Source organism: Azospirillum sp. HJ39, assembly GCF_041507355.1.
Taxonomy (GTDB): Bacteria; Pseudomonadota; Alphaproteobacteria; order Azospirillales; family Azospirillaceae; genus Azospirillum; species Azospirillum thiophilum.
On the sequence record NZ_CP167912.1, the window covers coordinates 123,229 to 142,363 of the forward strand.

The following is a 19,135-nucleotide window of genomic DNA, read 5'->3' on the forward strand; positions in this document are numbered from 1 at the left end:
TGCCGGCGTGAATTGTTCGCGCAGCGGCGGCAGTCCCCTCTCCCGTGAAACGGGGGAGGGTTAGGGAGGGGGCATCCGCAGCCGACACTCCTCCACACCATCCGCCAAGCCCCGCCACCAAAGGACCCGCCCCATGCCCATCCTGATCCTCGCCGACCACGACAACGCGACCCTCAAGCCCGCCACCGCCCATGCGGTGACCGCCGCCGCCGAGATCGCCAAGGGGCTCGGTTCCGACATCCATGTCCTGGTCGCCGGCCGCAACGCCGCCCCCGCCGCCGACGCCGCCTCCAGGCTGGACGGCGTCGCCAAGGTGCTGCTGGCCGACGATGCCGCCTATGGGCATGCCCTGGCCGAACCGCTGGCGGCGCTGCTGGTGTCGCTCGCCCCCGGCTACGGCCATATCCTCGCCGCCGCCACCTCGACCGGCAAGAACGTGCTGCCGCGGGTCGCGGCGCTGCTCGACGTGGCGATGATCTCCGACATCACCGCGGTTGTGTCGGCCGACAGCTTCGAGCGGCCGATCTATGCCGGCAACGCCATCGCCACCGTGCGATCCGCCGATCCGGTGAAGATCCTCACCGTCCGCACCACCGCCTTCGAGGCCGCCGGCTCCACCGGCGGAAGCGCCCCGGTCGAGCCGGTCGCCGCCCTGGCCGACCCCGGCCTGTCGGGCTTCGTCTCGGCCGAGCTGTCGAAGTCGGAGCGGCCGGAACTGACCAGCGCGCGCATCGTCGTGTCGGGCGGGCGCGGCATGCAGTCGGGCGAGAATTTCCCGCTGCTGGAGGCTCTGGCCGACAGGCTGGGGGCCGCGGTCGGTGCGAGCCGTGCCGCCGTCGACGCCGGCTTCGTGCCGAACGACTATCAGGTCGGCCAGACCGGCAAGATCGTGGCGCCGGACCTCTACATCGCCGTCGGCATCTCGGGCGCGATCCAGCATCTGGCCGGCATGAAGGACAGCAAGGTCATCGTCGCCATCAACAAGGACGAGGAGGCACCGATCTTCCAGGTCGCCGATTACGGCCTCGTCGCCGACCTGTTCAAGGCCGTGCCGGAACTGCGGCAGGCGCTGTAAGGCGCTCAGGCGAGCCCCAGCAGGCGTCTGGCATTGCCGCCGAGGATCAGCGCACACTCCTCGTCCGGCAGGTCGGATGCCAGGATTTCGGTCAATGGGAAAGGCGAGCTGAACAGCTTGGGCGACGAATAGAAATCGGTGCCGAGCAGCAGGCGGTGCGCCCCGGCGGTCCGGACGAAGGTCTCGATCATGTGCGACACCGGAACCATCACCCCGGTATCGAAGACGATGTTGGCGTGCCTGCGCGCGATGTGCGGCATCCAGTGGGCGAAGTCGGGCGAGGAGAAGGCGTCCAGCGCCACGAAGCGGACATCCGGAAAGCGCTCCGCCAGCACCTCCAGCTTCCAGGGCGATTCCAGCTTGGAATCGCCGATGATGTGGATGAAGGCCGGTACGCCATGGTGCCGCACCCGCTCCAGCAGGGCGTCCATCCGCGGATGGTCGATGGCGCAGCCCTGGAAACGGTGGTGCCAGACGATGCCCTTCATCTGCAGCACCTCGACGCAGCGGTCGATCTCGTCCAGCGCCGCGTCGCCCTCCAGCGGCGAGACGGTGCCGAGCGCCGCGGGAAACCGGGCGCTCCAGCGGTCGCGGTACTCGGCCACCCTGTCGTTCACCCGGCGGGTGTCGGCGATGCCGTCGGGCGCCTGGTAGCCGTTGGACGGCATCAGCAACGCCTGGTCGATGCCATGGCGGTCCATGAAGGCGATCCGCTTGCCGGCGTCGGCCGCCATGTCGCCGGCACCCTGTGGCCCCTTGCCGACGATGTCGAGCGAGCCGACATGGTGGTGCAGATCGAAGACGTCGAAGGATTGGGCGTTACGCATCGGATTTTCTCCAGAATTCGCTGTAGTCGGGAGGCCTTCTGTCGCGGAAGGCGCCAAGCCCCTCCGCCCATTCCCCGGCCGGCACCTCGGCCAGCATGCCGCGCACCTCGGCCCAGTCGAGCGGCGCGGCGCGGCGCACCGCCCGCTTGACCGCGGCGATGGCGCCGGGCGGCGCCCCGTCGATGATGGCGCGGGCAAACTCGACGGCACGGTCCACCAGTTCGGCCGCCGGCACGACGCGCGACACAAGGCCCAGCGCCGCGGCCTCCGCCGCGCCGATCCGGCGGCGGGTCAGGATCAGGTCCAGCGCATGGCGGGGACCGGCGATCTGCACAAGCCGGGCGAGCCCGGTGTTGGGCACCACCCCAAGCCCCAGTTCCGGCAGGGCGAAGGCCGCATCCTCCGCCGCGACGGCGAGGTCGCAGCACAGCATCAGCTCGAATCCGCCGCCCAGCGCCCGGCCATGGACCGCCGCGACGGTCGGGCGCGGATGGCCGTCCAGCCGTTCGAACAGGTCCATCGGCGTCGGGCCGGACGGTGCCGGCCCCATCCAGCCGGCCTGCAGCAGGTCGCCGATGTCGGCGCCGGCGCAGAAGGACGGCCCGTCCCCGGCAATGACCAGGGCGCTGGCCTGCCGGGCGTCCGGCCGGTCGAGGGTGTCGAGCAGCGCCGCCACCAGATCGCCGGCCAGCGCGTTGTGGCGGTCGGGCTTCGACAGGGTGACCAGCCCGACCGTCCCGCGCCGTTCGAAACGGACGGCCATCTCACGGCGCCGGATAGGCGAGCTTGCCGCCGGCCTTGGCGGCGGGATAGACCACCTCCTCGCCCTCCTTGCGGTGCTGGACGATGACCATCGTCTCGTCGGACAGCAGCTGGTGCAGGCCGCCGCCCTCCGACGCGCGGTAGCCGATCTTGCCGTATGGAGTGTCGAAGGTCGCGGTCGACAGCACCTTGCGCACCTTGTCCTGGTCGAGGACGCCGGCCGTCCTGATCGCATCCGCCAGCGTCATCATGCCGGCATAGCCCTGGGGGAAGACCGGGGCGATGGCCTGGCCCTTCGCCTCGACCTTGCGGATCAGCTCGGCGGCGGCCGGGGTGCGGTCGGCGGTGGACCATTCGGTGATCATGGTCAGCCCCTCGCTCATGTCGCCGTAATCGGCACGGCGGTCGCCGGCCGACACCACCATGGTCAGCTTCGGCTTGATGCCGAGGCCCTTCATCTGGCGGACGAGCTGGAGATTGTCGCCCGAATAGCCGACCGAGAAGAAGGCGTCCGGGTTCAGCGACTTGACGCGGGAGAGGACCGGCGAGAAATCGGGCGAGCCGGACTTGAACGGCTCCTTCATCACCAGCTTCATCCCGGCCTTGGAGAAATACTCCTCGGCGTATTTCGCCGCGTCGGCACCGTAGAGTCCGTCCTCATAGGCCAGCGCCACCGTGTTCACCTTCGGCTCGACGGAGGCGAGGAAGCGCGAGGCGGCCTTCTGGCGGTGATAGTCCCAGATGTAGATGTGATAGTACCAGTCCTCCTTGCCGAAACTGGTCTCCAGCCGGACCGAGGAGGAGCCGGTGTGGATGAACAGCGGCTTGTAGCGCTTCACGCTGGACAGCAGGGCGAAGTCGGCCGTGCTGCCGTAGCCGCCGACGAAGGCGTAGACCTTGTCCTCGGTCACCATCTTGGCGGCGATGGTGGCGGCGGTGTTCGGCTCGCTCTTGGTGTCCTCGATCAGCAGCTCGACCGGCCGGCCCAGCAGGCCGCCGCCGGCGTTGATCTCCTCGGCGGCGAACTTCACGCCGGACAGGATGGTCTGGCCGCCGACCGCCAGCACGCCGGTCAGCGGCAGCGGGACGCCGATCCTGATCGGTTCGGCCGTGTGTCCCGGTGTCTGGGCAACCGCCTGCGGCACCCACAGGGCGGCCATGGCAAGCGCTGCGGCACCCGCCGCGAGCGTCTTCAGAATGGGCATGGTTTCCTCCTGGTTCTTATGGTTGTTCGGCCTGTTCAGCCGGCCTGTTCAGCCGGTTGCGGCATGCTCGAAGAAGGGAAAGCGCCGGCCGACGATCTGCGGGAAGACGACGGTGACCGCGTCGCCCGAGCGCACCTCGACGGGTGCCGGGCCTTCCGTCCGGCTGTCCGACCGGCCGACCAGCCGGCTCAGCATGCGGGGCCCCTCGGCCAGATCGACCAGCACCACGGTGTAGGGAAGCTGCCCCTCCCACTCCGCCCCCTGGAAGGCGACGGCGACATGGGTGAAGGAGAAGACGGTTCCCCGGCCCGACAGCCGCTGCCAGCCGAGCGCGCTGCCGCTGCAGCGCGGGCAGTGGCGGCGCGGGTAGTAGAAGAGATGCCCGCAGCTTCCGCATCTGGGAAACAGCAGTTCCTGCCGGTCGCAGCCGGCCCAGAAGGGGGCGCTGGCCTCGGTCGGCTCGGGCGGGGTGGCGAACAGGTCGAACATCAGCTTCGCTCCAGGATCATGGCGCCGCAGACGGAGAAGATGCCGCCGTTCCCGCTGACCAGGGCGCGGCGGGCGCCCTCGACCTGCCGGCGCCCGGCCTCGCCGCGCAGCTGGCGCACCGCCTCGGTGATGTGGAGCATGCCGCCGACGTGCGCCTGCGACAGCAGCCCGCCATGGGGATTCAGCGGCCAGCGCCCGCCGAGATCCATGGCGCCGGACCGGACCAGCGCCCCGGCCTCTCCCGGGCGGGCGAAGCCCAGCGCCTCCAGCGACACCAGCACCGAGATGGTGAAGGCGTCGTGCAGGTTGGCGACCTGAATGTCCTCCGGGCCGATGCCGGCGGCCTCGTAGGCGTCGGCTCCGGCCGCCGCCATGCCCAGCTGCGGGATGTCGGGCATCAGGGCGACCGAATTGTGCGTGGTCTTCATGCCGATGGAGCGGATGTTGACCGACCGCGTCCGGCCCTGCGGCGCCCGTCCGGCCCGCGTCAGCACCAGCGCCCCGCCGCCGTCCGACACCAGCGAACAATCGAGCAGGCGCAGGGGGCTGCTGATCGTCCGGCTGGCCCGGTAGTCCTCCAGCGTGATCGGCTTCCTCATCTGCGCGTTGTCGTTCAGCAGCGCGTGGCGGCGCGTCACCAGGGCGACGGCGGCGAGATCCTCGTCGCTCGCGCCATGGAGGTCGAGATAGCGCTGGGCGAGCAGGGCATAGGGGATGACCATGCCGTGGACGCCGAACGGTTCCTCCCACTCCTCGCCGCCCAGCAGGTTGCGCATGTGCAGCCCCTGGGCGCCGGCCGGCCGGCCGGTCAGCGCGTTCTCGCCATAGACGCAGGCGACGACCTCGCAATAGCCGCTTTCGATGGCCCAGACCGCCTGTTGCAGCATGGTCATGCCGGTGACGGTGCCGCCGACGTCGACCGTGCAGGCGAAGCGCGGCGCCACCCCCAGATATTCCGCCAGCGTGGTGGAGAACATGCTGTTCGGCGTCGCATAGGGATCGAGGTTGATCAGCCCGTCCAGGTCGGACAGGGCGAATCCGGCATCGCGAAGGGCGGCGAGGACCGCCATCGCCTGGATTTCGACCGATGACAGTCCGGGCAGGCGGCCGACCGGGGTCTCGCCGATGCCCGCGATGACGACGTCGGAACCGACGGTCGGCATTGGGTGTCCTCCGAACGTGATGCGTCAGATGCCGAGATAGGCGCTGCGCAGTTTCTGGTGGGTGACCACCTCGGCCATCGGGCCGGCGAGCGCGGTGCGCCCCTCCTCCAGCACGATGCAGTGGTCGGCGATGTGGGTGGCATAGCCGACATTCTGTTCGGCCATGACGATGGCACAGCCGCTCTCGCGCTTGATCTTGGCCAGCGTGGCGAACATGTCCTCGACGATGATCGGCGCCAGCCCGGCCGACGGCTCGTCCAGGATCAGGGCCGCCGGCTCCGTCATCAGCGCCCGCCCGATCGCCAGCATCTGGCGCTGGCCGCCGCTCATCGTGCCGGCGATCTGGCGGCTGCGTTCGCGCAGGATGGGGAAATAGCCGCAGACCGTCTCCCTCAGCCGCTCGTAGGGCGCCAGCCTGCGCACGCCGGCCGCCGCGCAATGGGCGCCGCGCAGATTGTCCTCGACGGTGAGGTTGGGGAAGCAGCGCGCCCCGTCCGGCACCAGCACGACGCCATGGGCCGGCAGTTGCCAGGGCGCGTAGCCGCTGAGATCGCGCCCGTCGAGCGAGAGTTGGCGCCCGCTGGTGGCGACGGTGCCGACCAGGGCCCGCAGCGCAGTGGTCTTGCCGGCGCCGTTGGAGCCGAGAACGACCAGCATGTGTCCGCTCTCCACCGCGAAATCCAGCGGGTGGAGCACGCGCAGCCGCTCGTAGGAGGCGCCGCCGATCCGTCCGACGAAGCGGCTCATTGAGCGAACCCCTTGCCGAGATAGGCTTCGCGGACCGCCCCGTCGGCCAGCACGGCTGCCGGCGCGCCCTCAGCCAGCAGGCGGCCGTTGTTGAGGACGACGACGCGATGGCACAGCGTCGTGATGACGCGCATCAGGTGCTCGATGATCACGATGCTGATCCCCCGGGCATGGACGTCGCGGATGAGGGCCATGACGTCCACCGAATCCTCGTGCGACAGGCCGGCCATCGCCTCGTCCAGCAGCAGCAGTCTGGGGGCGCAGGCCAGCGCGCGGGCGATCTCCAGCCGGCGAAGGTCGGTGACCGACAGGTCGCCGCAGCGGCGGCGGAACAGCGGCCCCAGCCCGCAGAAGGCGGCGATGGCAGCGGCGCTGTCCAACCCCTCCAGCCGGTGGCGCTCGCGCCCGGCATAGAGCAGGGGAACCGACAGCACCTCCTCCACCGTCAGGGCCGGCGGCACGCGCGGGATCTGGTAGGTCCGCGCCAGACCGGCCCGGACGATCAGGTCGGGCCGCCGGCCGGTCACGTCCTCGCTGTCGAGCCGGACCCGGCCGCCGCGGACGGAAAGCTGGCCGGACACGGTGTTGACCAGCGTGCTCTTGCCCGAGCCGTTGGGGCCGATCAGCCCGGTGATCTCGCCCGCCGCGATGGACAGCGACACCCCGTCCAGCGCCTTCAGCCCGCCGAACGCCACGGTCAGGTCACGGATCGAGAGGATGTCCGCGCGGGCGCCAGCGGCACCGGCATCGGGAGGTCCGGTATCAGGCATGGCGCTCCCTCTCCTTCTTCTTCGCGGTGCCGGAGCGGGCCAGCAGGCCCCTGCCGCGGCGCAGCAGCCCGACGATCCCCTGGGGCATGCCGATGACGAACAGGATGATCACCGCGCCGTAGACGACCTGATAGCCGGTGCCGCCGATGGTCGAGCGCGCCACCTCCTCCAGCGCCTTCAGGACGACGGCGCCCAGCAGGGGGCCGATCGTGGTGTCCATCCCGCCCAGCGTGGCGATGGCCAGCGGCAGCACGCTCCAGTTGGTGGTGAACACGTCGGTCGGCACGACATAGCCGTACAGTCCGCCATAGCAGGCCCCGGCCAGCCCGATCAGCACGCCCGACACGATGAAGGCGAAGATCTTCATCCGTACCACCGGCACGCCGCTGGCAGCCGCCAGTTCGGGCTTGGTGCGGATCATGAAGAAGGCGGGGCGGAAGCGCAGGCCGAGCAGCAGGTCGGAAATCCCCGCCGCGGCCAGCAGCAGCAACCCGATCAACGCGAGCTGCCAGCGCGGATCGCCGCCGGCCAGCACCGGCGGCGCGATGCCGCCGGCCCCACCGGTCCAATCGGGGAACACAACGACCAGAACCTGCATCGACAGGGCGAAGCCCAGCGTGGCGATGGCGAAATACATCCGCCTCAGCCGCAGGGTCAGCAGTCCGAGCAGGGTGGCGGCCAGCGCGCAGACCACCACCACCGCGACCCAGGCCAGCGCCAGCCCGAACAGCGGCTCGAACAGCGCCAGCGCATAGGAGCCGATGCCGAAGAAGGCGGCCGATCCCAGCGACACCTGGCCGGTGCGGGACAGGATGTCCCAGGCCAGCGCCGTGACGGCGGTGATGGCGACGCCGATGGCGAGCTGGATCCAGAAGGGCCTGTCGATCCAGATCAGCGCCAGCGTGACCAGCAGGATGGCGGCATAGGGAAGCATGCGGGTGAGATCGGTCTTCATGCCCGCCGCTCCGATCCGAACAGCCCGGTGGGACGAACCACCAGGACGAGGACGATGATGACGAAGGCGACGCCGTAGCCCCAGCTGCCGCCTCCCGGAACGAAGGTGGCGGTCAGGTTCTCCGCGGCAGACAGCAGGACGGCGCCGATCAGCGCGCCGCCGATGCTGCCGAGCCCGCCCAGCGCCACGATGGCGAAGGCGCGCATCACCAGATCGACGCCCACCAGCGGCTGCACATAGAGGATCAGGGCGACGAGGCCGCCGCCGATGCCCGCCGTCAGCCCGCCGATCAGGAAGGACAGGCGGAACATCCGCGTCACGTCCACCCCGGTCAGCACGGCCAACTGCGGGTCGTCGGCGGCCAGACGCAGCAGCAGCCCCTGGCGGGTGCCCCGCATGAACCAGATCATCCCGGCATAGAGCGCGATGCCGACCAGGAGCACGACCAGATTGTTGCCCGGCACGATGACGCTGCCGATTTCCAGCGGCGGCAGCAGCGCCGGGGCATGCATGACGCGGGCGTCGGGCGTCCAGGCGATCATCGCCAGATTGATCAGCAGGATCGACAGCCCGATGGTGGCGAGGATCTGGTTGTGCTCGTCCTGCTTCAGGACGCGCGACAGGAAGCTGTCGAAGACCAGCCAGGACAGCGCCGTCATCGCCAGTCCGGACAGCAGCATGCCGACCAGCGGCGGCACGCCGGCCGACTCGTAGAGGAAATAGGTCAGGAACGCGCCCAGCATGACGAATTCGCCATGCGCGAAGTTGACGATGCCGGTCACGCCGAATTCCAGCGTCAGGCCCGACGCGATGGTCGCGTAGAGTCCGGCCGTGGTCAGGGCGAGAAGCAGCGACTGGGCAAGGAGTGCGCTTTCCATGCGAATGCCTCCCTCAGGTCCGGTCGATCAGGCTGCGCGCGATCTGCAGGCGCTGCATTTCCGAGGTGCCCTCGCCGATGCGGAAGCCGCGCGCATCGCGGTAGATGCGCTCGACCGGCAGGTCGGCCATGAAGCCGGCGCCGCCGAAGATCTGGAGCACGCGGTCGGCCACCCGCCCGACCATCTCGGTCGCGTAGAGCTTGGCCCGCGATGCCGCGATTCGGGCATCCGGATGCTTCAGGTCGGACAGGCGGGCCGCCTTGGCGCAGAGCAGCCGGGCCGCGTCGATCTCGACGTCGCAGTCGGCCAGCATGAAGGCGATGGCCTGATGGTCGGCCAGACGCCGTCCGAAGGTGGTGCGGTCGCGGGCATGGGGCACCGCCAGATCGATCAGCCGCTGGGCCATGCCGACGCAGCGGCAGGATACGAAGAGCCGGTCGTTGTTGATGGTCGCCATCATCACGCCGAAGCCGGCGCCGGGGGCGCCCAGCACATGGCCATCCGGAACGAAGCACTCGTCGAAGCTCAGCGCCGAGATGTGGTAGCCGTGCCAGCCCAGCTTGCGGAAGCGGCGGTCGATCGCATAGCCCTTCGCCCCGCGCGGCACGATGAAGGTGGTCAGCCGGCCTTTCAGCGGCGCCTCGCGGTCGGTCACCGCCAGCACGATGGTGTGGTCCGCGGTCTCCGCATGCGAGATGAAGGTCTTCGCCCCCGACAGCAGCCAGCCGCCGTCGGTGCGCCGCGCCCGCGTCTTCAGCGCGTTCAGGTCGGAACCGGCGTCCGGTTCGGTCAGGGCGTAGGCGACGGTGCGCTCGGCGCGCATCAGCGGCCCGACGAACCACTCGCGCTGGCTTTCGTCGGCGAACAGCAGCGAGCCGGGCAGGTGCCCGCAGGCCTCGGCCAGCGGCATGCTGGTGTGGCCGATCGCCTCGTCGATGGCCGAGATGGCGACGCGGCTCAGCCCGGGTCCGCCGATCTCCTCCGGCATATTGTAGCCGTAGATGCCGAGCTCGGCGGCCGACCGCCGCAGGTCGCGCAACAGGGCGGGATCGACGTCGTCGGCGCGGTCGACGGCCTCCTCATGCGGGCGCAGGGCGGTCTCGACGAACCCGCGCACGGTGCGGACCAGCGCGTCGATGTCGTCGGCATTGCCGGCGACGTCGGCGGCGGCATAGGTCGAAAGAGCGTCCGTCATTGGCTTTCCACCCAGCTTTCGATGACCGTGCGCTGCACCTTGCCGGTGGTGGAGCGGGCGATGCGCTCGGGCGGCACGAAATGGATCGCCTTGGGCTGCTTGTAGCCGGCCAGCTCCCGGCGGCAGAGGGCTGAGAGTTCGGCGGCCTCCAGCCGCGGGTTGCTCGACACCACGACCGCCACCGGAATCTCGCCCCAGCGGTCGTCCTTCTTGCGGACGACCACGGCGTCGCGCACGTCGGGATGGCCGACCAGCACGCGCTCGATCTCGGCGGGATAGATGTTCTCGCCGCCCGACTTGATCAGGTACTTCGCCCGGTCCACGAAGTCGTAGAGGCCGTTGGGACGGCGGCGGAACAGGTCGCCCATGTGGAACCAGCCGTTGCGGAAATCCTTGCGGGTCGCCTCGTCGTTGTTCCAATAGCCGCTGAACAGCGTCGGGCCGCGCATGGCGAGCTCGCCGATGCCGCCCTCGGCCACATCCTTGTCATCCGCGTCGACCAGCCGGATCTCGGCGCCGACGCTGGGCGCCTTGCCGAGGTCGGCGGTGTCGCCGCAGGGCAGCTGGCGGCCCGACAGCGGCGGGGTTCCGGTTTCGGTCGAGCCGAAACAGTTGAGGAAATCGGCGCCGAGCAGGTCGCTCAGCCGCGCCACCTCGCCGGGCGGCGACAGGTCGGCCATCACACCGCAGGTGCGGATGCCGCGCGGCCTCGTCGACCGGCGTTCCAGCACCTCGATCATCCGGCCCAGCGTGCCCGGCATGATCGACACCCATTCGAACGCCTCCGTCTCGATCTTGTCGGCGATGCGTTCGGGATCGAAGGCATCCAGCACGATCACCCGTCCGCCGGTCAGCAGGGCGTAGAGCGCCGGCTCGGTGCCGCCCATGTGGTAGAGCGGCGGCCAGCACAGGTTGGTATTGCCCGGCCGCACCCCCAGGTCGAACGGCATGGCGCCCATGCGGGCCAGCTCGCAGCGGTGGGTCAGCACGGCCCCCTTGGGCATGCCGGTGGTACCGCTGGTGTAGAGGATCAGCAGGGGATCCTCCGGCTCCGCCACGTCGGGCGGCGCCTCGGGCGCGGCCGCGGCGAGACGGCGGTCCCACTCCATGCCGAATTCGATCGCCGGGATCCGGCCGGCGGCGGTGTCCGACAGCTTGCCGGCATGGCGGGGCGACACCAGGACGACCACCGGACCGACCAGCCCGATGCAGTGGTCCAGCTCCTTCGCACTGAGGCGCCAGTTCTGGCAGGCGGTGATGGCGCCAAGCCGGGCGCAGGCCAGCTGGATCTCGATGTATTCCAGACGGTTTTCCGACAGCACCGCGACACGGGCGCCACGCCCGACCCCCAGTGCCGCCAGCGCCGACGCACTGCGGTTCACCCGTTCGGCGAGCTGGGCGAAGGTCACGACGCGGTCGCCGTCCTCGACGGCGATGCGATGCGGATGAAGGCGTGCGATGGAAGCGAACAGGCTTCCCACCGTCGATGCCGCCGCCCGCGCCACCAGGGCCGCGGCGCTGTCGGCCGAACTTTGTGTCAGGCTCATCGTCTTGCTCCTCCCCGTTCGTTTTATTAAGTATTTATTCCTTTTGTACTCATGATTGCTTAGGCTCCGAATGGTGCAGGACGGGTTACGGTGCCTTCAACGACCATCTCGGGCAGCAGACGCGAACCTGCGTCTCAGCCAGGGCATGGCCCGGCCGCCCAGCTCACGGCCCAGGAGCCCGCCGGCGAACTCCACCGCACCGACCAGCGCGTGCAGATCGACGCCGGTCGCCAGGCCGGACGTCTCGGCCAGCAGGACCAAATCCTCGGTCGCCACATTGCCGGCGGCGCCGGGAGCGAAGGGGCAGCCGCCGATTCCGCCTGCGCTGGCGTCCAGCCGCCGGATGCCGGCCTCGATGGCGGCATGGGCATTGGCGACGCCGAAGCCACGCGTGTCGTGGAAATGCATGCCGACGCGCCCCGGGGGGAGGCTGGGCAGCAACGCCCGCAGCAGGCCTGCCACCTGCGCGGGGCCGGCGGCGCCGATGGTGTCGGCGATCACCACCTCGTCCACCCCCATCGCGGCGAAGCGCTCGGCCAGCCGGACGACGGTGCCGGGATCGACGGGCCCCTCGAACGGGCATTCGAAGGCGACGGCGACATAAGCCCGTACCCCGCAGCCCGCCTGCATGGCCCGCCCGATCACGTCCATTGCGACGGCGGTGGCCTGGTCCAGCGTCATGTTGATGTTGCGCAGGTTCATCTGCTCGGTCGCCGCAACCACGGTGGCGACCTGCGGCGTCCCGCAAGCCAGCGCCCGTTCCAGCCCGCGCAGGTTCATGGTCAGGGCCGACAGCGCGACGCCGTCGAGACGGCGGGCTCCGGCGACGACCTCCTCCGCGTCGGCCATCTGCGGCACCGCCTTGGGCGAGGCGAAGCTGGCGGCCTCGATCCGCGTCAGGCCGGCGGCGGCCAGCCGCGACAGCAGATCGAGCTTGTCCGCCGTCGCGATCCGCACCGGCTGGTTCTGGAGCCCGTCGCGCGGGGCGACTTCGGTCAGCAGCAGCTGGTCCATGGCTCACCCCACCCGTCCGGCGCGGCGCAGGTCGCCGATGCGGTCCGGCCCATAGCCCAGGAGCGCGCCCAGCACCGCGTCGGTGTCGCGGCCGAGCTCGGGCGGCGGCGCGAAGCTGTCGGGGCCGGCGCCGGAAAACTTGATCGGGTTGCCCGGCACCCGCACCGACCCGCCCTGAGACAGCGGCAGATCGACCACCATGTCGCGGGCGACCACCTGCGGATCCGACAGCGCCTGGGCGAAGTCATGGACCGGGCCGCAGGGAACCCGCGCCTCGCGCAGCCGAATCAGCCAGTTGGCGGCGGTGTCCTTGACCAGCTCCTCTTCCACGATCCGCTCGATCCGCTCCTTGTCAGCGTAGCGGCCGGGCTGGAGGCGGTATTCGGGCGCCTCCAGCTCGGGCCGCCGGATCACCGGCAGCAACCGCTCGAAGAAGGCGTCGCCGATGCAGGCGATGATGATGTAGCCGTCGGCTGTCCTGAACGCGTTGTAGGGGACATGGACGAAATGCCCGTTGCCCAGCCGCTCCGGCACATGGCCCGACATCAGGTGCATGGTGCCCATGTAGTTCAGCAGCGAAATCTGGGCGTCCAGCATCGACACGTCGACATGACGCCCCACCCCCGTCTGTGCCCGCTCGTTCAACGCGGCGAGCACGCCCATGGCGCCGAAGAGGCCGCCGGCCAGATCGCCGATCGGAATGCCGGAGCGCAGCGGCGGCCCGTCGGGCAGTCCGGTGATGCTCATCCCGCCGCCCATCGCCTGCACGACCTGATCGAAGGCGGGACGGTGCGGATCGGGGCCGTCGCTGCCGAATCCGGTGACCGAACAGGTGATGATCCGGGGATTGACCGCCGACAGCGCGGCGAAGTCGATGCCGAGCCGCTCCGTCACCCCGGCGCTGAAATTGTCGAAGACCACGTCGCTCTTGCCGACGAGATCGAGGAAGACCGCGCGTCCCTCCTCGCTCTTCAGATCGATGCAGACGCTGCGCTTGCCGCGGTTGAGGGTGAGGAAATAGGCGCCCATGCCGTGGCGCGAATAATCGGGATCGCCAGCCAGCAATTGCCGCGTGCCCTCGCCCCGGCCGGGAGGCTCGACCTTGATCGTCTCGGCGCCGAGGTCGGTCAACAGCATGGTGCCGTATGGACCGGACAGCATGTGCGTCAGGTCGATCAACCGGATGCCCTTCAGTGGTGCCATGCCCTTCATGCCCCAATGCTTCATCTGTCGAATGGTTTGTTTGTTCAGCAAACAGCAAAGGGCGTGCCAACACGCCGGGCATCGCACACCCCAAGGAAAATCAATCTTCTTGGCCGTTTGCGGCAAAAGAGCCATGTTTCATGAAACGGAATGAACGGCGGCATGAAACGCCGATTGAAACAATCTGGTGAAACGTCCGCCCATGAAGCCGGGCCGGATCACGGGAGGAAACCATGCCCGCATTGCTGGGCCATCGGCACAACGGCCGCCTGCGCCTCTGCTTTCTCAGCTACCGCCATCTGACCAATCTGGCCCGCAGCGTGCTGGACGAATATGCCAAGAAGGCCGAGATCGAGGTTATCGACCAGGCCTACGAGGCGGCGCTCGCCGTGGCGCGCGAACGCGAGGCGTCGGGCACGGTGGATGCCTTCGTCAGCGCCGGCGCCAATGCCAGCTATCTACGCAGCACGCTGAAATCGCCGGTCGCCACCATCAATGTCGGCGGCTACGACATCCTGCTGGCGCTGCTGCGGGCGCGGGAGCGCTCCAACCGCGTCGGCATCGTCATGCACCGCCGCACCATCCCGGAACTGGATGCGATCAAGGGCTTGCTGCGCACCGAAGTGGAACAGGGCGCCTATGAGACGCCGGACGAGGCGGTAGCCTGCGTCAAGGGCATGGCAGAGCGCGGCTTTCCCGTCATCATCGGGTCGAGCGTGGTGGTGGAGGCGACCGAACGGCTGGGGATGGAGGGCATCCTGGCCTATTCGGTGGCGGGCGTGCGCCAGGGGCTCGACGATGCCTTGGAACTGGCCCGCATCGCCCGGCTGGAGAACGCCCGCTACGGCCAGTTGAACGGGGTGCTGCAGAATGTGCAGGAAGCGGTCCTGGCGGTCGATCCCGACGACCGGGTGACGGCGGTCAACCCGGCGATGGAGGCGCTGCTGGGAATCCCGCCCAACGCCGTTCTGGGTCGCATCGCGGCGGAGGTGGAGCCGGATTTGTCGCTGCGCGGCGTGCTGGCCAGCGGCGAGGCGGTCAAGGGCAGCGTCCTGCGCTTCCGCAGCCGCGACTGGATCGCCAACCGCATCCCGATCCGCGAGCATGGCCAGATCACCGGCGCCATGATCACCGTCTACGACGCCCGCACCATCAGCGAGGCCGACGTCAGCCTGCGCTCGCAGACGCGGCGGCGCTCCAACCGGACGACCCGCTACGCGCTGGCCGACATCGGGGGTGGCAGCCCGGCCATCGAGCGGGCGCGCGCCACCGCGCGGCGCTTCGCGGCAAGCGACCTGACCGTGCTGATCTCCGGCGAGAGCGGCACCGGCAAGGAGCTGTTCGCCCAGGCCATCCACAATCTCGGCTCGCGCGCCGGGCGGCCCTTCGTCGCGATCAACTGCTCGGCCTTTCCCGACAGCCTGCTGGAAAGCGAGCTGTTCGGGCATGAGGAAGGCGCCTTCACCGGGTCGCGCAAGGGCGGCAAGGTCGGACTGTTCGAGGCGGCACACACCGGCACGCTGTTCCTGGACGAGATCGGCGACATGCCGCTGCCGCTGCAGACCCGGCTGCTGCGCGTCCTCCAGGAGCGCGAGATCGTGCGGCTCGGCAGCGTGGTGCCGATCCCGGTCGACCTGCGCGTGATCGCCGCCACCCACCAGCCGTTGGAGGAGCTGGTGGCGCAACGCAGCTTCCGCGCCGACCTGCTCTACCGGCTGAACACGCTGCGCCTTCGCCTGCCGCCGCTGCGCGACCGGGTGGAGGATGTCACGACGCTGGCCGAGGGCTTCGTCGCCGCCTGCCTGGAGCGGGCGCAGGCCGCCATGGCGCCGTCGGCGGTGGTCGGCACGCTGGAGCCCTGGTTCACCGCCTATGGCTGGCCCGGCAATGTCCGCGAGTTGGAGAACATCTGCGAGCGGCTGACCATGCTGGTGCTGCAGTTCGGCGGCGTCGCCGCCATTCCGCCGGACATCCTGCGCCACGACTGCCCGGAACTGTTCCCCGAACCGCCCGGCTTGGACGGGGCCGGGGCGGAGGCGCATCACGGCGACGACCCGCACGCCGCCATCGAAAGCGCGCTGTCGCACAGCAGCGGCAACCGTGCCGAGGCGGCGCGGCTGCTGGGCATCAGCCGGGCGACGCTGTGGCGGCGCATGCGGCAGCTGGGCATCGATCCGCCTGCCGGCGCCGGGAGCCGCTGAGGGGGCCGGATCGCGGCGGGACCGTTCAGCGCTGCGAGACCGATCCGGCGGCGGCCACCACCAGCGGGGCGAAGCGCTCCTCCATCTCCTCCGGGGTGAAGCGCGCGCGGGAGACGGCGATGTTCAGCGCGCCCACCGGCACGCCGCCCGGCCCGGTGATGGCGGCGGCGACCGACAGGTCGCCGTGATAGAACTCCTCGAACGCGGTGGCATAGCCGCGCACCGCCGACTTGGCGATCTTCGCCAGCAAATCCTCGCGCCGCCAGGTGGTGTGCGGGGTGAAGGCCTGCAAATCCATCCGGTCGACCAGCGCCGCCGCCTCCGCCGCCGGCAGGCGCGACAGGATGGCGACGCCGGGGGCGGTGCAGAAGGCCGGCATCCGCGTGCCGACGATGACGTCGGTGTTCAGCACATGACGGCTCATGAAGCGCGACACGAAGACGATCTCCGTCCCGTCCATCACGGTCAGGTTGATCGTCTCCTCGGTCGTCTTGCTGAGATGCATCAGGTACGGCATCGCGCGCTCCAGCATCGCGTTGCTGCGAAGATAGTGGTGCGCGAGATCCAGCGTGCGGACGGTCAGCTCGAACCGCTTGGTCACCGGATCCTTCCGCAGGTAGCCCAGCTTCTCCAACGTGTAGGTGAAGCGCTGCGCCGCGCTCTTGTCCATGCCGACGGCGGCGGCGACCTGGGTCAGGCTCATGGACGGGCGGGAGGAATCGAAGGCGTGCAGCACGCGGAACGCCTTGTCCACCGACATCACCATCAACGGATCGGTCGCCCGCCCTTCGGCGCCTGCGTTCTCGGCGGATGCGTTCTCGGCGGATGCGGCGGTGTCGGCCGGAAGCCCGGCCTTGGACGCGGAGGCGGTGGAGCGGCGCGGTGCCATGTCGGTCGGTCCTGAAAGTGCGCGGTGAGAGATACCGTTGACAGAGTATCCAAAGCAAGCCAAGCTATTCAATACAAGATATTGCTATTCAATACATTGCCTTCCGACACCCCCTTCGACCCCCTCTTTGCGGCGGGGCATTCCGGCAATGGGCAGTGTCCCGCCGGGCCGGTTTCCCCTGCCGTTCGACAGGAGCGCATCCCGTGACCGACTTCATCCTCATCGAAACCCGCGGACCGGTCGGCGTCATCACGCTGAACCGTCCGGAGGTGCTGAACGCCTGGAACAAGGCGATGCGCGACGATCTGGTCGTCGCCTTCGACCGGCTGGAGGCCGATCCCTCCATCCGCGCCCTCATTCTGACGGGTGCCGGCGACCGTGCTTTCGGCGCCGGGCAGGATCTCAACGAAACCAAGAGCTTCGATGCCGACCGCGCCGAGGAATGGGTGGCCGAGTGGGAGCGGCTCTATCACCGCATGCGCACCCTGTCGAAGCCGCTGGTGGTGGCACTGAACGGCATCGCGGCCGGATCGGCCTTCCAGGTGGCGTTGCTGGGCGACCTGCGCGTCGGCCATCCGGGCGTCCGCATGGGCCAGCCCGAGATCAATTCCGGCATCGCCAGCACCACCGGCCCGTGGATCATGAAGGAGATGCTGGGGCTGGCCCGCACCATCGACCTGACCCTGACCGGCCGGCTGATGGAGGCCGAGGAATGCCGCGCCGTCGGCCTGATCAACCGCCTCGTCCCGCAGGACCGCGTGATGGAAGAGGCGCTCGAGCTGGCCGGCGAGCTGGCCGCCAAGCCGCCGGTCGCCATGCGCCTCGACAAGCAGCGCTTCCGCGAGATGACCGAGGCCGGGTTCCGCGACTGTCTGGCCGCCGGCGTGCGCATCCAGCGCGAGGCCTACGCGTCGGGCGAACCGGCGCGGATGATGGAAGAGTTCCTGGCCAAGCGCGCCGCGCGCAAGACGGCGGCCTGACCGGCCCATCCACGGAAGTCCAAAAAGGGGACGGCTCGCCGCCGCCCCCTCCCCCACCGACGAAACCTTCAAAGCCGGGCGACCGCAAGACCCGGCCAGCGAACAGGGATTAAGACCATGGGAAAGACCGACGATTTCGCCATCGACCGCCGCAGCCTGCTCGCCACCACGCTGACGGGCGCCGCCGGCACCGCGCTGGCCGCGGCGCTGCCGGCGGCCATGACAGCCGGGATGAGCCGGCCGGCGATGGCGCAGACGACGCAGATCACCGTCGCCGATCCGGGCGGTCCCTACAGCCCGGCCTTCCGCAAGGCGTTCTACGATCCGTTCGAGAAGGCGACCGGCATCAAGGTCGTCAACGTCGCCCGCGAGGCCGAGCCGACCGCCCAGTTCAAGGCCATCGTGGAAACCAGATCCTACAGTTGGGACGTCTGCACGCTGACCCTGTCGGCCCGCGACATCCTGGCCCGCCAGAACCTGCTGGAGCCGTTGGACTTCGCCGCCGCCGACGCGCCCGGCCTGATGCCGGAGGCGCTGACCGGCCAGTGGATGGGCACCGACGTCTATTCGACCATCCTCGCCTACCGCACCGACAAGTTCCCGTCCAACCCGCCGCAGAGCTGGGCCGATTTCTGGAACGTCGAGAAATTCCCCGGCCGCCGGTCGCTGCGCAAGAACCCGATCGACACGCTGGAACAGGCGCTGCTGGCCGACGGCGTGCCGCTGGAGGCGCTCTATCCGCTCGATGTCGAGCGCGCCTACAAGAGCCTGGAGCGCATCCGCCCGCACATCGCCGCCTGGTGGACCGGCGGCGCCCAGTCGACCCAGCTGATCCAGAGCGGCGAGGTCGACATGATCGCCCTGTGGAACGCCCGCGCCCAGGCCGCCATCGACGGCGGCGCGCCGGTGAAGATCTCGTGGAACCAGGGCCTCTATTCGATCGAGGGCTGGGGCATCCCGCGCGGCAACCCGCGCGCCGACGCCGCCCGCAAGTTCATCAAGTTCTGCGCCGACCCGCAGCGCCAGGCGATCTTCACCGAGGTGCTGGCCTACGGCCCGACCAACCTCAAGGCCTATGACAGCATCCCGAAGGAACGCGCCCCGGCGCTGCCGACCTTCCCGGGCAACCTGAAGGGCATGACCATCGCGCGCGAGGATTGGTGGGGTGCCAACCGCTCCAAGATGAGCGAGCGGTTCAACGCCTGGATCCTCGGCTGACGTCCATCACAGGAGAC

18 protein-coding genes are annotated in these 19,135 nt (G+C 69.6%); 4 read left to right on the plus strand and 14 right to left on the minus strand.

Annotated features, from left to right (window positions below; genetic code table 11):
• Nucleotides 1-133 precede the first annotated feature (133 nt).
• Entirely contained in the window at nt 134-1,075 is a 942-nt protein-coding gene (locus ABMY26_RS28215; RefSeq protein WP_372399493.1) for an electron transfer flavoprotein subunit alpha/FixB family protein, read from the plus strand.
• A gap of 5 nt (nt 1,076-1,080) precedes the next feature.
• Here ABMY26_RS28215 and ABMY26_RS28220 read toward each other — a convergent pair whose 3' ends face one another.
• The 13 genes from ABMY26_RS28220 to ABMY26_RS28280 all read right to left on the minus strand — a co-directional run bounded on the left by ABMY26_RS28220 (nt 1,081) and on the right by ABMY26_RS28280 (nt 13,839).
• Complete coding sequence (locus ABMY26_RS28220) at nt 1,081-1,902, minus strand: amidohydrolase family protein (protein WP_372399494.1); 822 nt, start codon at nt 1,900-1,902, stop codon at nt 1,081-1,083.
• Nucleotides 1,895-2,665 carry an enoyl-CoA hydratase/isomerase family protein gene (locus ABMY26_RS28225; RefSeq protein WP_372399495.1) on the minus strand — a complete coding sequence of 257 codons (771 nt, stop codon included), beginning with the start codon at nt 2,663-2,665 and terminating at the stop codon, nt 1,895-1,897. Before ABMY26_RS28225 ends, ABMY26_RS28220 begins: the two co-directional genes overlap by 8 nt.
• 1 nt (nt 2,666) lies before the next feature.
• Nucleotides 2,667-3,869, minus strand: coding sequence for an amino acid ABC transporter substrate-binding protein (locus ABMY26_RS28230; protein WP_372399496.1), 1,203 nt, complete (start codon nt 3,867-3,869; stop codon nt 2,667-2,669).
• Nucleotides 3,870-3,917: 48 nt separating this feature from the next.
• Nucleotides 3,918-4,358: a Zn-ribbon domain-containing OB-fold protein gene (locus ABMY26_RS28235; protein WP_372399498.1), complete on the minus strand. Its 441-nt coding sequence runs from the start codon at nt 4,356-4,358 to the stop codon at nt 3,918-3,920.
• Nucleotides 4,358-5,521 carry a thiolase family protein gene (locus ABMY26_RS28240; protein ID WP_372399499.1) on the minus strand — a complete coding sequence of 388 codons (1,164 nt, stop codon included), beginning with the start codon at nt 5,519-5,521 and terminating at the stop codon, nt 4,358-4,360. Before ABMY26_RS28240 ends, ABMY26_RS28235 begins: the two co-directional genes overlap by 1 nt.
• Nucleotides 5,522-5,545: 24 nt before the next feature.
• Nucleotides 5,546-6,268, minus strand: a complete 723-nt coding sequence (locus ABMY26_RS28245) for an ABC transporter ATP-binding protein (protein ID WP_372399500.1) — start codon at nt 6,266-6,268, stop codon at nt 5,546-5,548.
• Entirely contained in the window at nt 6,265-7,038 is a 774-nt protein-coding gene (locus ABMY26_RS28250; RefSeq protein ID WP_372399501.1) for an ABC transporter ATP-binding protein, read from the minus strand. Before ABMY26_RS28250 ends, ABMY26_RS28245 begins: the two co-directional genes overlap by 4 nt.
• Nucleotides 7,031-7,993: a branched-chain amino acid ABC transporter permease gene (locus tag ABMY26_RS28255; protein WP_372399502.1), complete on the minus strand. Its 963-nt coding sequence runs from the start codon at nt 7,991-7,993 to the stop codon at nt 7,031-7,033. The genes ABMY26_RS28250 and ABMY26_RS28255 overlap by 8 nt, the downstream gene beginning before the upstream one ends.
• Nucleotides 7,990-8,871 carry a branched-chain amino acid ABC transporter permease gene (locus tag ABMY26_RS28260; RefSeq protein WP_372399503.1) on the minus strand — a complete coding sequence of 294 codons (882 nt, stop codon included), beginning with the start codon at nt 8,869-8,871 and terminating at the stop codon, nt 7,990-7,992. Before ABMY26_RS28260 ends, ABMY26_RS28255 begins: the two co-directional genes overlap by 4 nt.
• A 13-nt stretch (nt 8,872-8,884) precedes the next feature.
• A complete protein-coding gene (locus ABMY26_RS28265) occupies nt 8,885-10,066 on the minus strand; it encodes an acyl-CoA dehydrogenase family protein (protein ID WP_372399504.1) in 1,182 nt (393 codons plus the stop codon).
• Complete coding sequence (locus tag ABMY26_RS28270; protein ID WP_372399505.1) at nt 10,063-11,613, minus strand: class I adenylate-forming enzyme family protein; 1,551 nt, start codon at nt 11,611-11,613, stop codon at nt 10,063-10,065. Before ABMY26_RS28270 ends, ABMY26_RS28265 begins: the two co-directional genes overlap by 4 nt.
• A 96-nt stretch (nt 11,614-11,709) precedes the next feature.
• The gene (locus ABMY26_RS28275; RefSeq protein ID WP_372399506.1) at nt 11,710-12,627 is read right to left on the minus strand and encodes a hydroxymethylglutaryl-CoA lyase; all 918 of its coding nucleotides are present in this window, start codon (nt 12,625-12,627) and stop codon (nt 11,710-11,712) included.
• A 3-nt stretch (nt 12,628-12,630) separates the two neighbouring features.
• Entirely contained in the window at nt 12,631-13,839 is a 1,209-nt protein-coding gene (locus ABMY26_RS28280; RefSeq protein WP_372399507.1) for a CaiB/BaiF CoA transferase family protein, read from the minus strand.
• 224 nt (nt 13,840-14,063) lie between these two features.
• Here ABMY26_RS28280 and prpR point away from each other — a divergent pair, with 224 nt between their 5' ends.
• Nucleotides 14,064-16,031 carry a propionate catabolism operon regulatory protein PrpR gene (prpR, locus tag ABMY26_RS28285; protein WP_372399508.1) on the plus strand — a complete coding sequence of 656 codons (1,968 nt, stop codon included), beginning with the start codon at nt 14,064-14,066 and terminating at the stop codon, nt 16,029-16,031.
• 25 nt (nt 16,032-16,056) lie between these two features.
• On the opposite strand, the gene ABMY26_RS28290 is transcribed toward prpR, so the two are convergent.
• Nucleotides 16,057-16,920 carry an IclR family transcriptional regulator gene (locus ABMY26_RS28290; RefSeq protein WP_372399509.1) on the minus strand — a complete coding sequence of 288 codons (864 nt, stop codon included), beginning with the start codon at nt 16,918-16,920 and terminating at the stop codon, nt 16,057-16,059.
• A gap of 203 nt (nt 16,921-17,123) precedes the next feature.
• On the opposite strand from ABMY26_RS28290, the gene ABMY26_RS28295 reads away from it, so the two are divergent.
• Entirely contained in the window at nt 17,124-17,900 is a 777-nt protein-coding gene (locus ABMY26_RS28295) for an enoyl-CoA hydratase/isomerase family protein (protein ID WP_372399510.1), read from the plus strand.
• Between the two features lie 117 nt (nt 17,901-18,017).
• The gene (locus tag ABMY26_RS28300; RefSeq protein WP_372399511.1) at nt 18,018-19,118 is read left to right on the plus strand and encodes an ABC transporter substrate-binding protein; all 1,101 of its coding nucleotides are present in this window, start codon (nt 18,018-18,020) and stop codon (nt 19,116-19,118) included.
• Nucleotides 19,119-19,135: the final 17 nt, after the last annotated feature.

Bases quoted from the DNA above. Each gene is read 5' to 3' on its own strand.
- ABMY26_RS28215 (WP_372399493.1), top strand. From the start codon at position 134: ATGCCCATCCTGATCCTCGCCGACCACGACAACGCGACCCTCAAGCCC.
- ABMY26_RS28220 (WP_372399494.1), bottom strand. From the start codon at position 1,902: ATGCGTAACGCCCAATCCTTCGACGTCTTCGATCTGCACCACCATGTC.
- ABMY26_RS28225 (WP_372399495.1), bottom strand. From the start codon at position 2,665: ATGGCCGTCCGTTTCGAACGGCGCGGGACGGTCGGGCTGGTCACCCTG.
- ABMY26_RS28230 (WP_372399496.1), bottom strand. From the start codon at position 3,869: ATGCCCATTCTGAAGACGCTCGCGGCGGGTGCCGCAGCGCTTGCCATG.
- ABMY26_RS28235 (WP_372399498.1), bottom strand. From the start codon at position 4,358: ATGTTCGACCTGTTCGCCACCCCGCCCGAGCCGACCGAGGCCAGCGCC.
- ABMY26_RS28240 (WP_372399499.1), bottom strand. From the start codon at position 5,521: ATGCCGACCGTCGGTTCCGACGTCGTCATCGCGGGCATCGGCGAGACC.
- ABMY26_RS28245 (WP_372399500.1), bottom strand. From the start codon at position 6,268: ATGAGCCGCTTCGTCGGACGGATCGGCGGCGCCTCCTACGAGCGGCTG.
- ABMY26_RS28250 (WP_372399501.1), bottom strand. From the start codon at position 7,038: ATGCCTGATACCGGACCTCCCGATGCCGGTGCCGCTGGCGCCCGCGCG.
- ABMY26_RS28255 (WP_372399502.1), bottom strand. From the start codon at position 7,993: ATGAAGACCGATCTCACCCGCATGCTTCCCTATGCCGCCATCCTGCTG.
- ABMY26_RS28260 (WP_372399503.1), bottom strand. From the start codon at position 8,871: ATGGAAAGCGCACTCCTTGCCCAGTCGCTGCTTCTCGCCCTGACCACG.
- ABMY26_RS28265 (WP_372399504.1), bottom strand. From the start codon at position 10,066: ATGACGGACGCTCTTTCGACCTATGCCGCCGCCGACGTCGCCGGCAAT.
- ABMY26_RS28270 (WP_372399505.1), bottom strand. From the start codon at position 11,613: ATGAGCCTGACACAAAGTTCGGCCGACAGCGCCGCGGCCCTGGTGGCG.
- ABMY26_RS28275 (WP_372399506.1), bottom strand. From the start codon at position 12,627: ATGGACCAGCTGCTGCTGACCGAAGTCGCCCCGCGCGACGGGCTCCAG.
- ABMY26_RS28280 (WP_372399507.1), bottom strand. From the start codon at position 13,839: ATGAAGGGCATGGCACCACTGAAGGGCATCCGGTTGATCGACCTGACG.
- prpR (WP_372399508.1), top strand. From the start codon at position 14,064: ATGCCCGCATTGCTGGGCCATCGGCACAACGGCCGCCTGCGCCTCTGC.
- ABMY26_RS28290 (WP_372399509.1), bottom strand. From the start codon at position 16,920: ATGGCACCGCGCCGCTCCACCGCCTCCGCGTCCAAGGCCGGGCTTCCG.
- ABMY26_RS28300 (WP_372399511.1), top strand. From the start codon at position 18,018: ATGGGAAAGACCGACGATTTCGCCATCGACCGCCGCAGCCTGCTCGCC.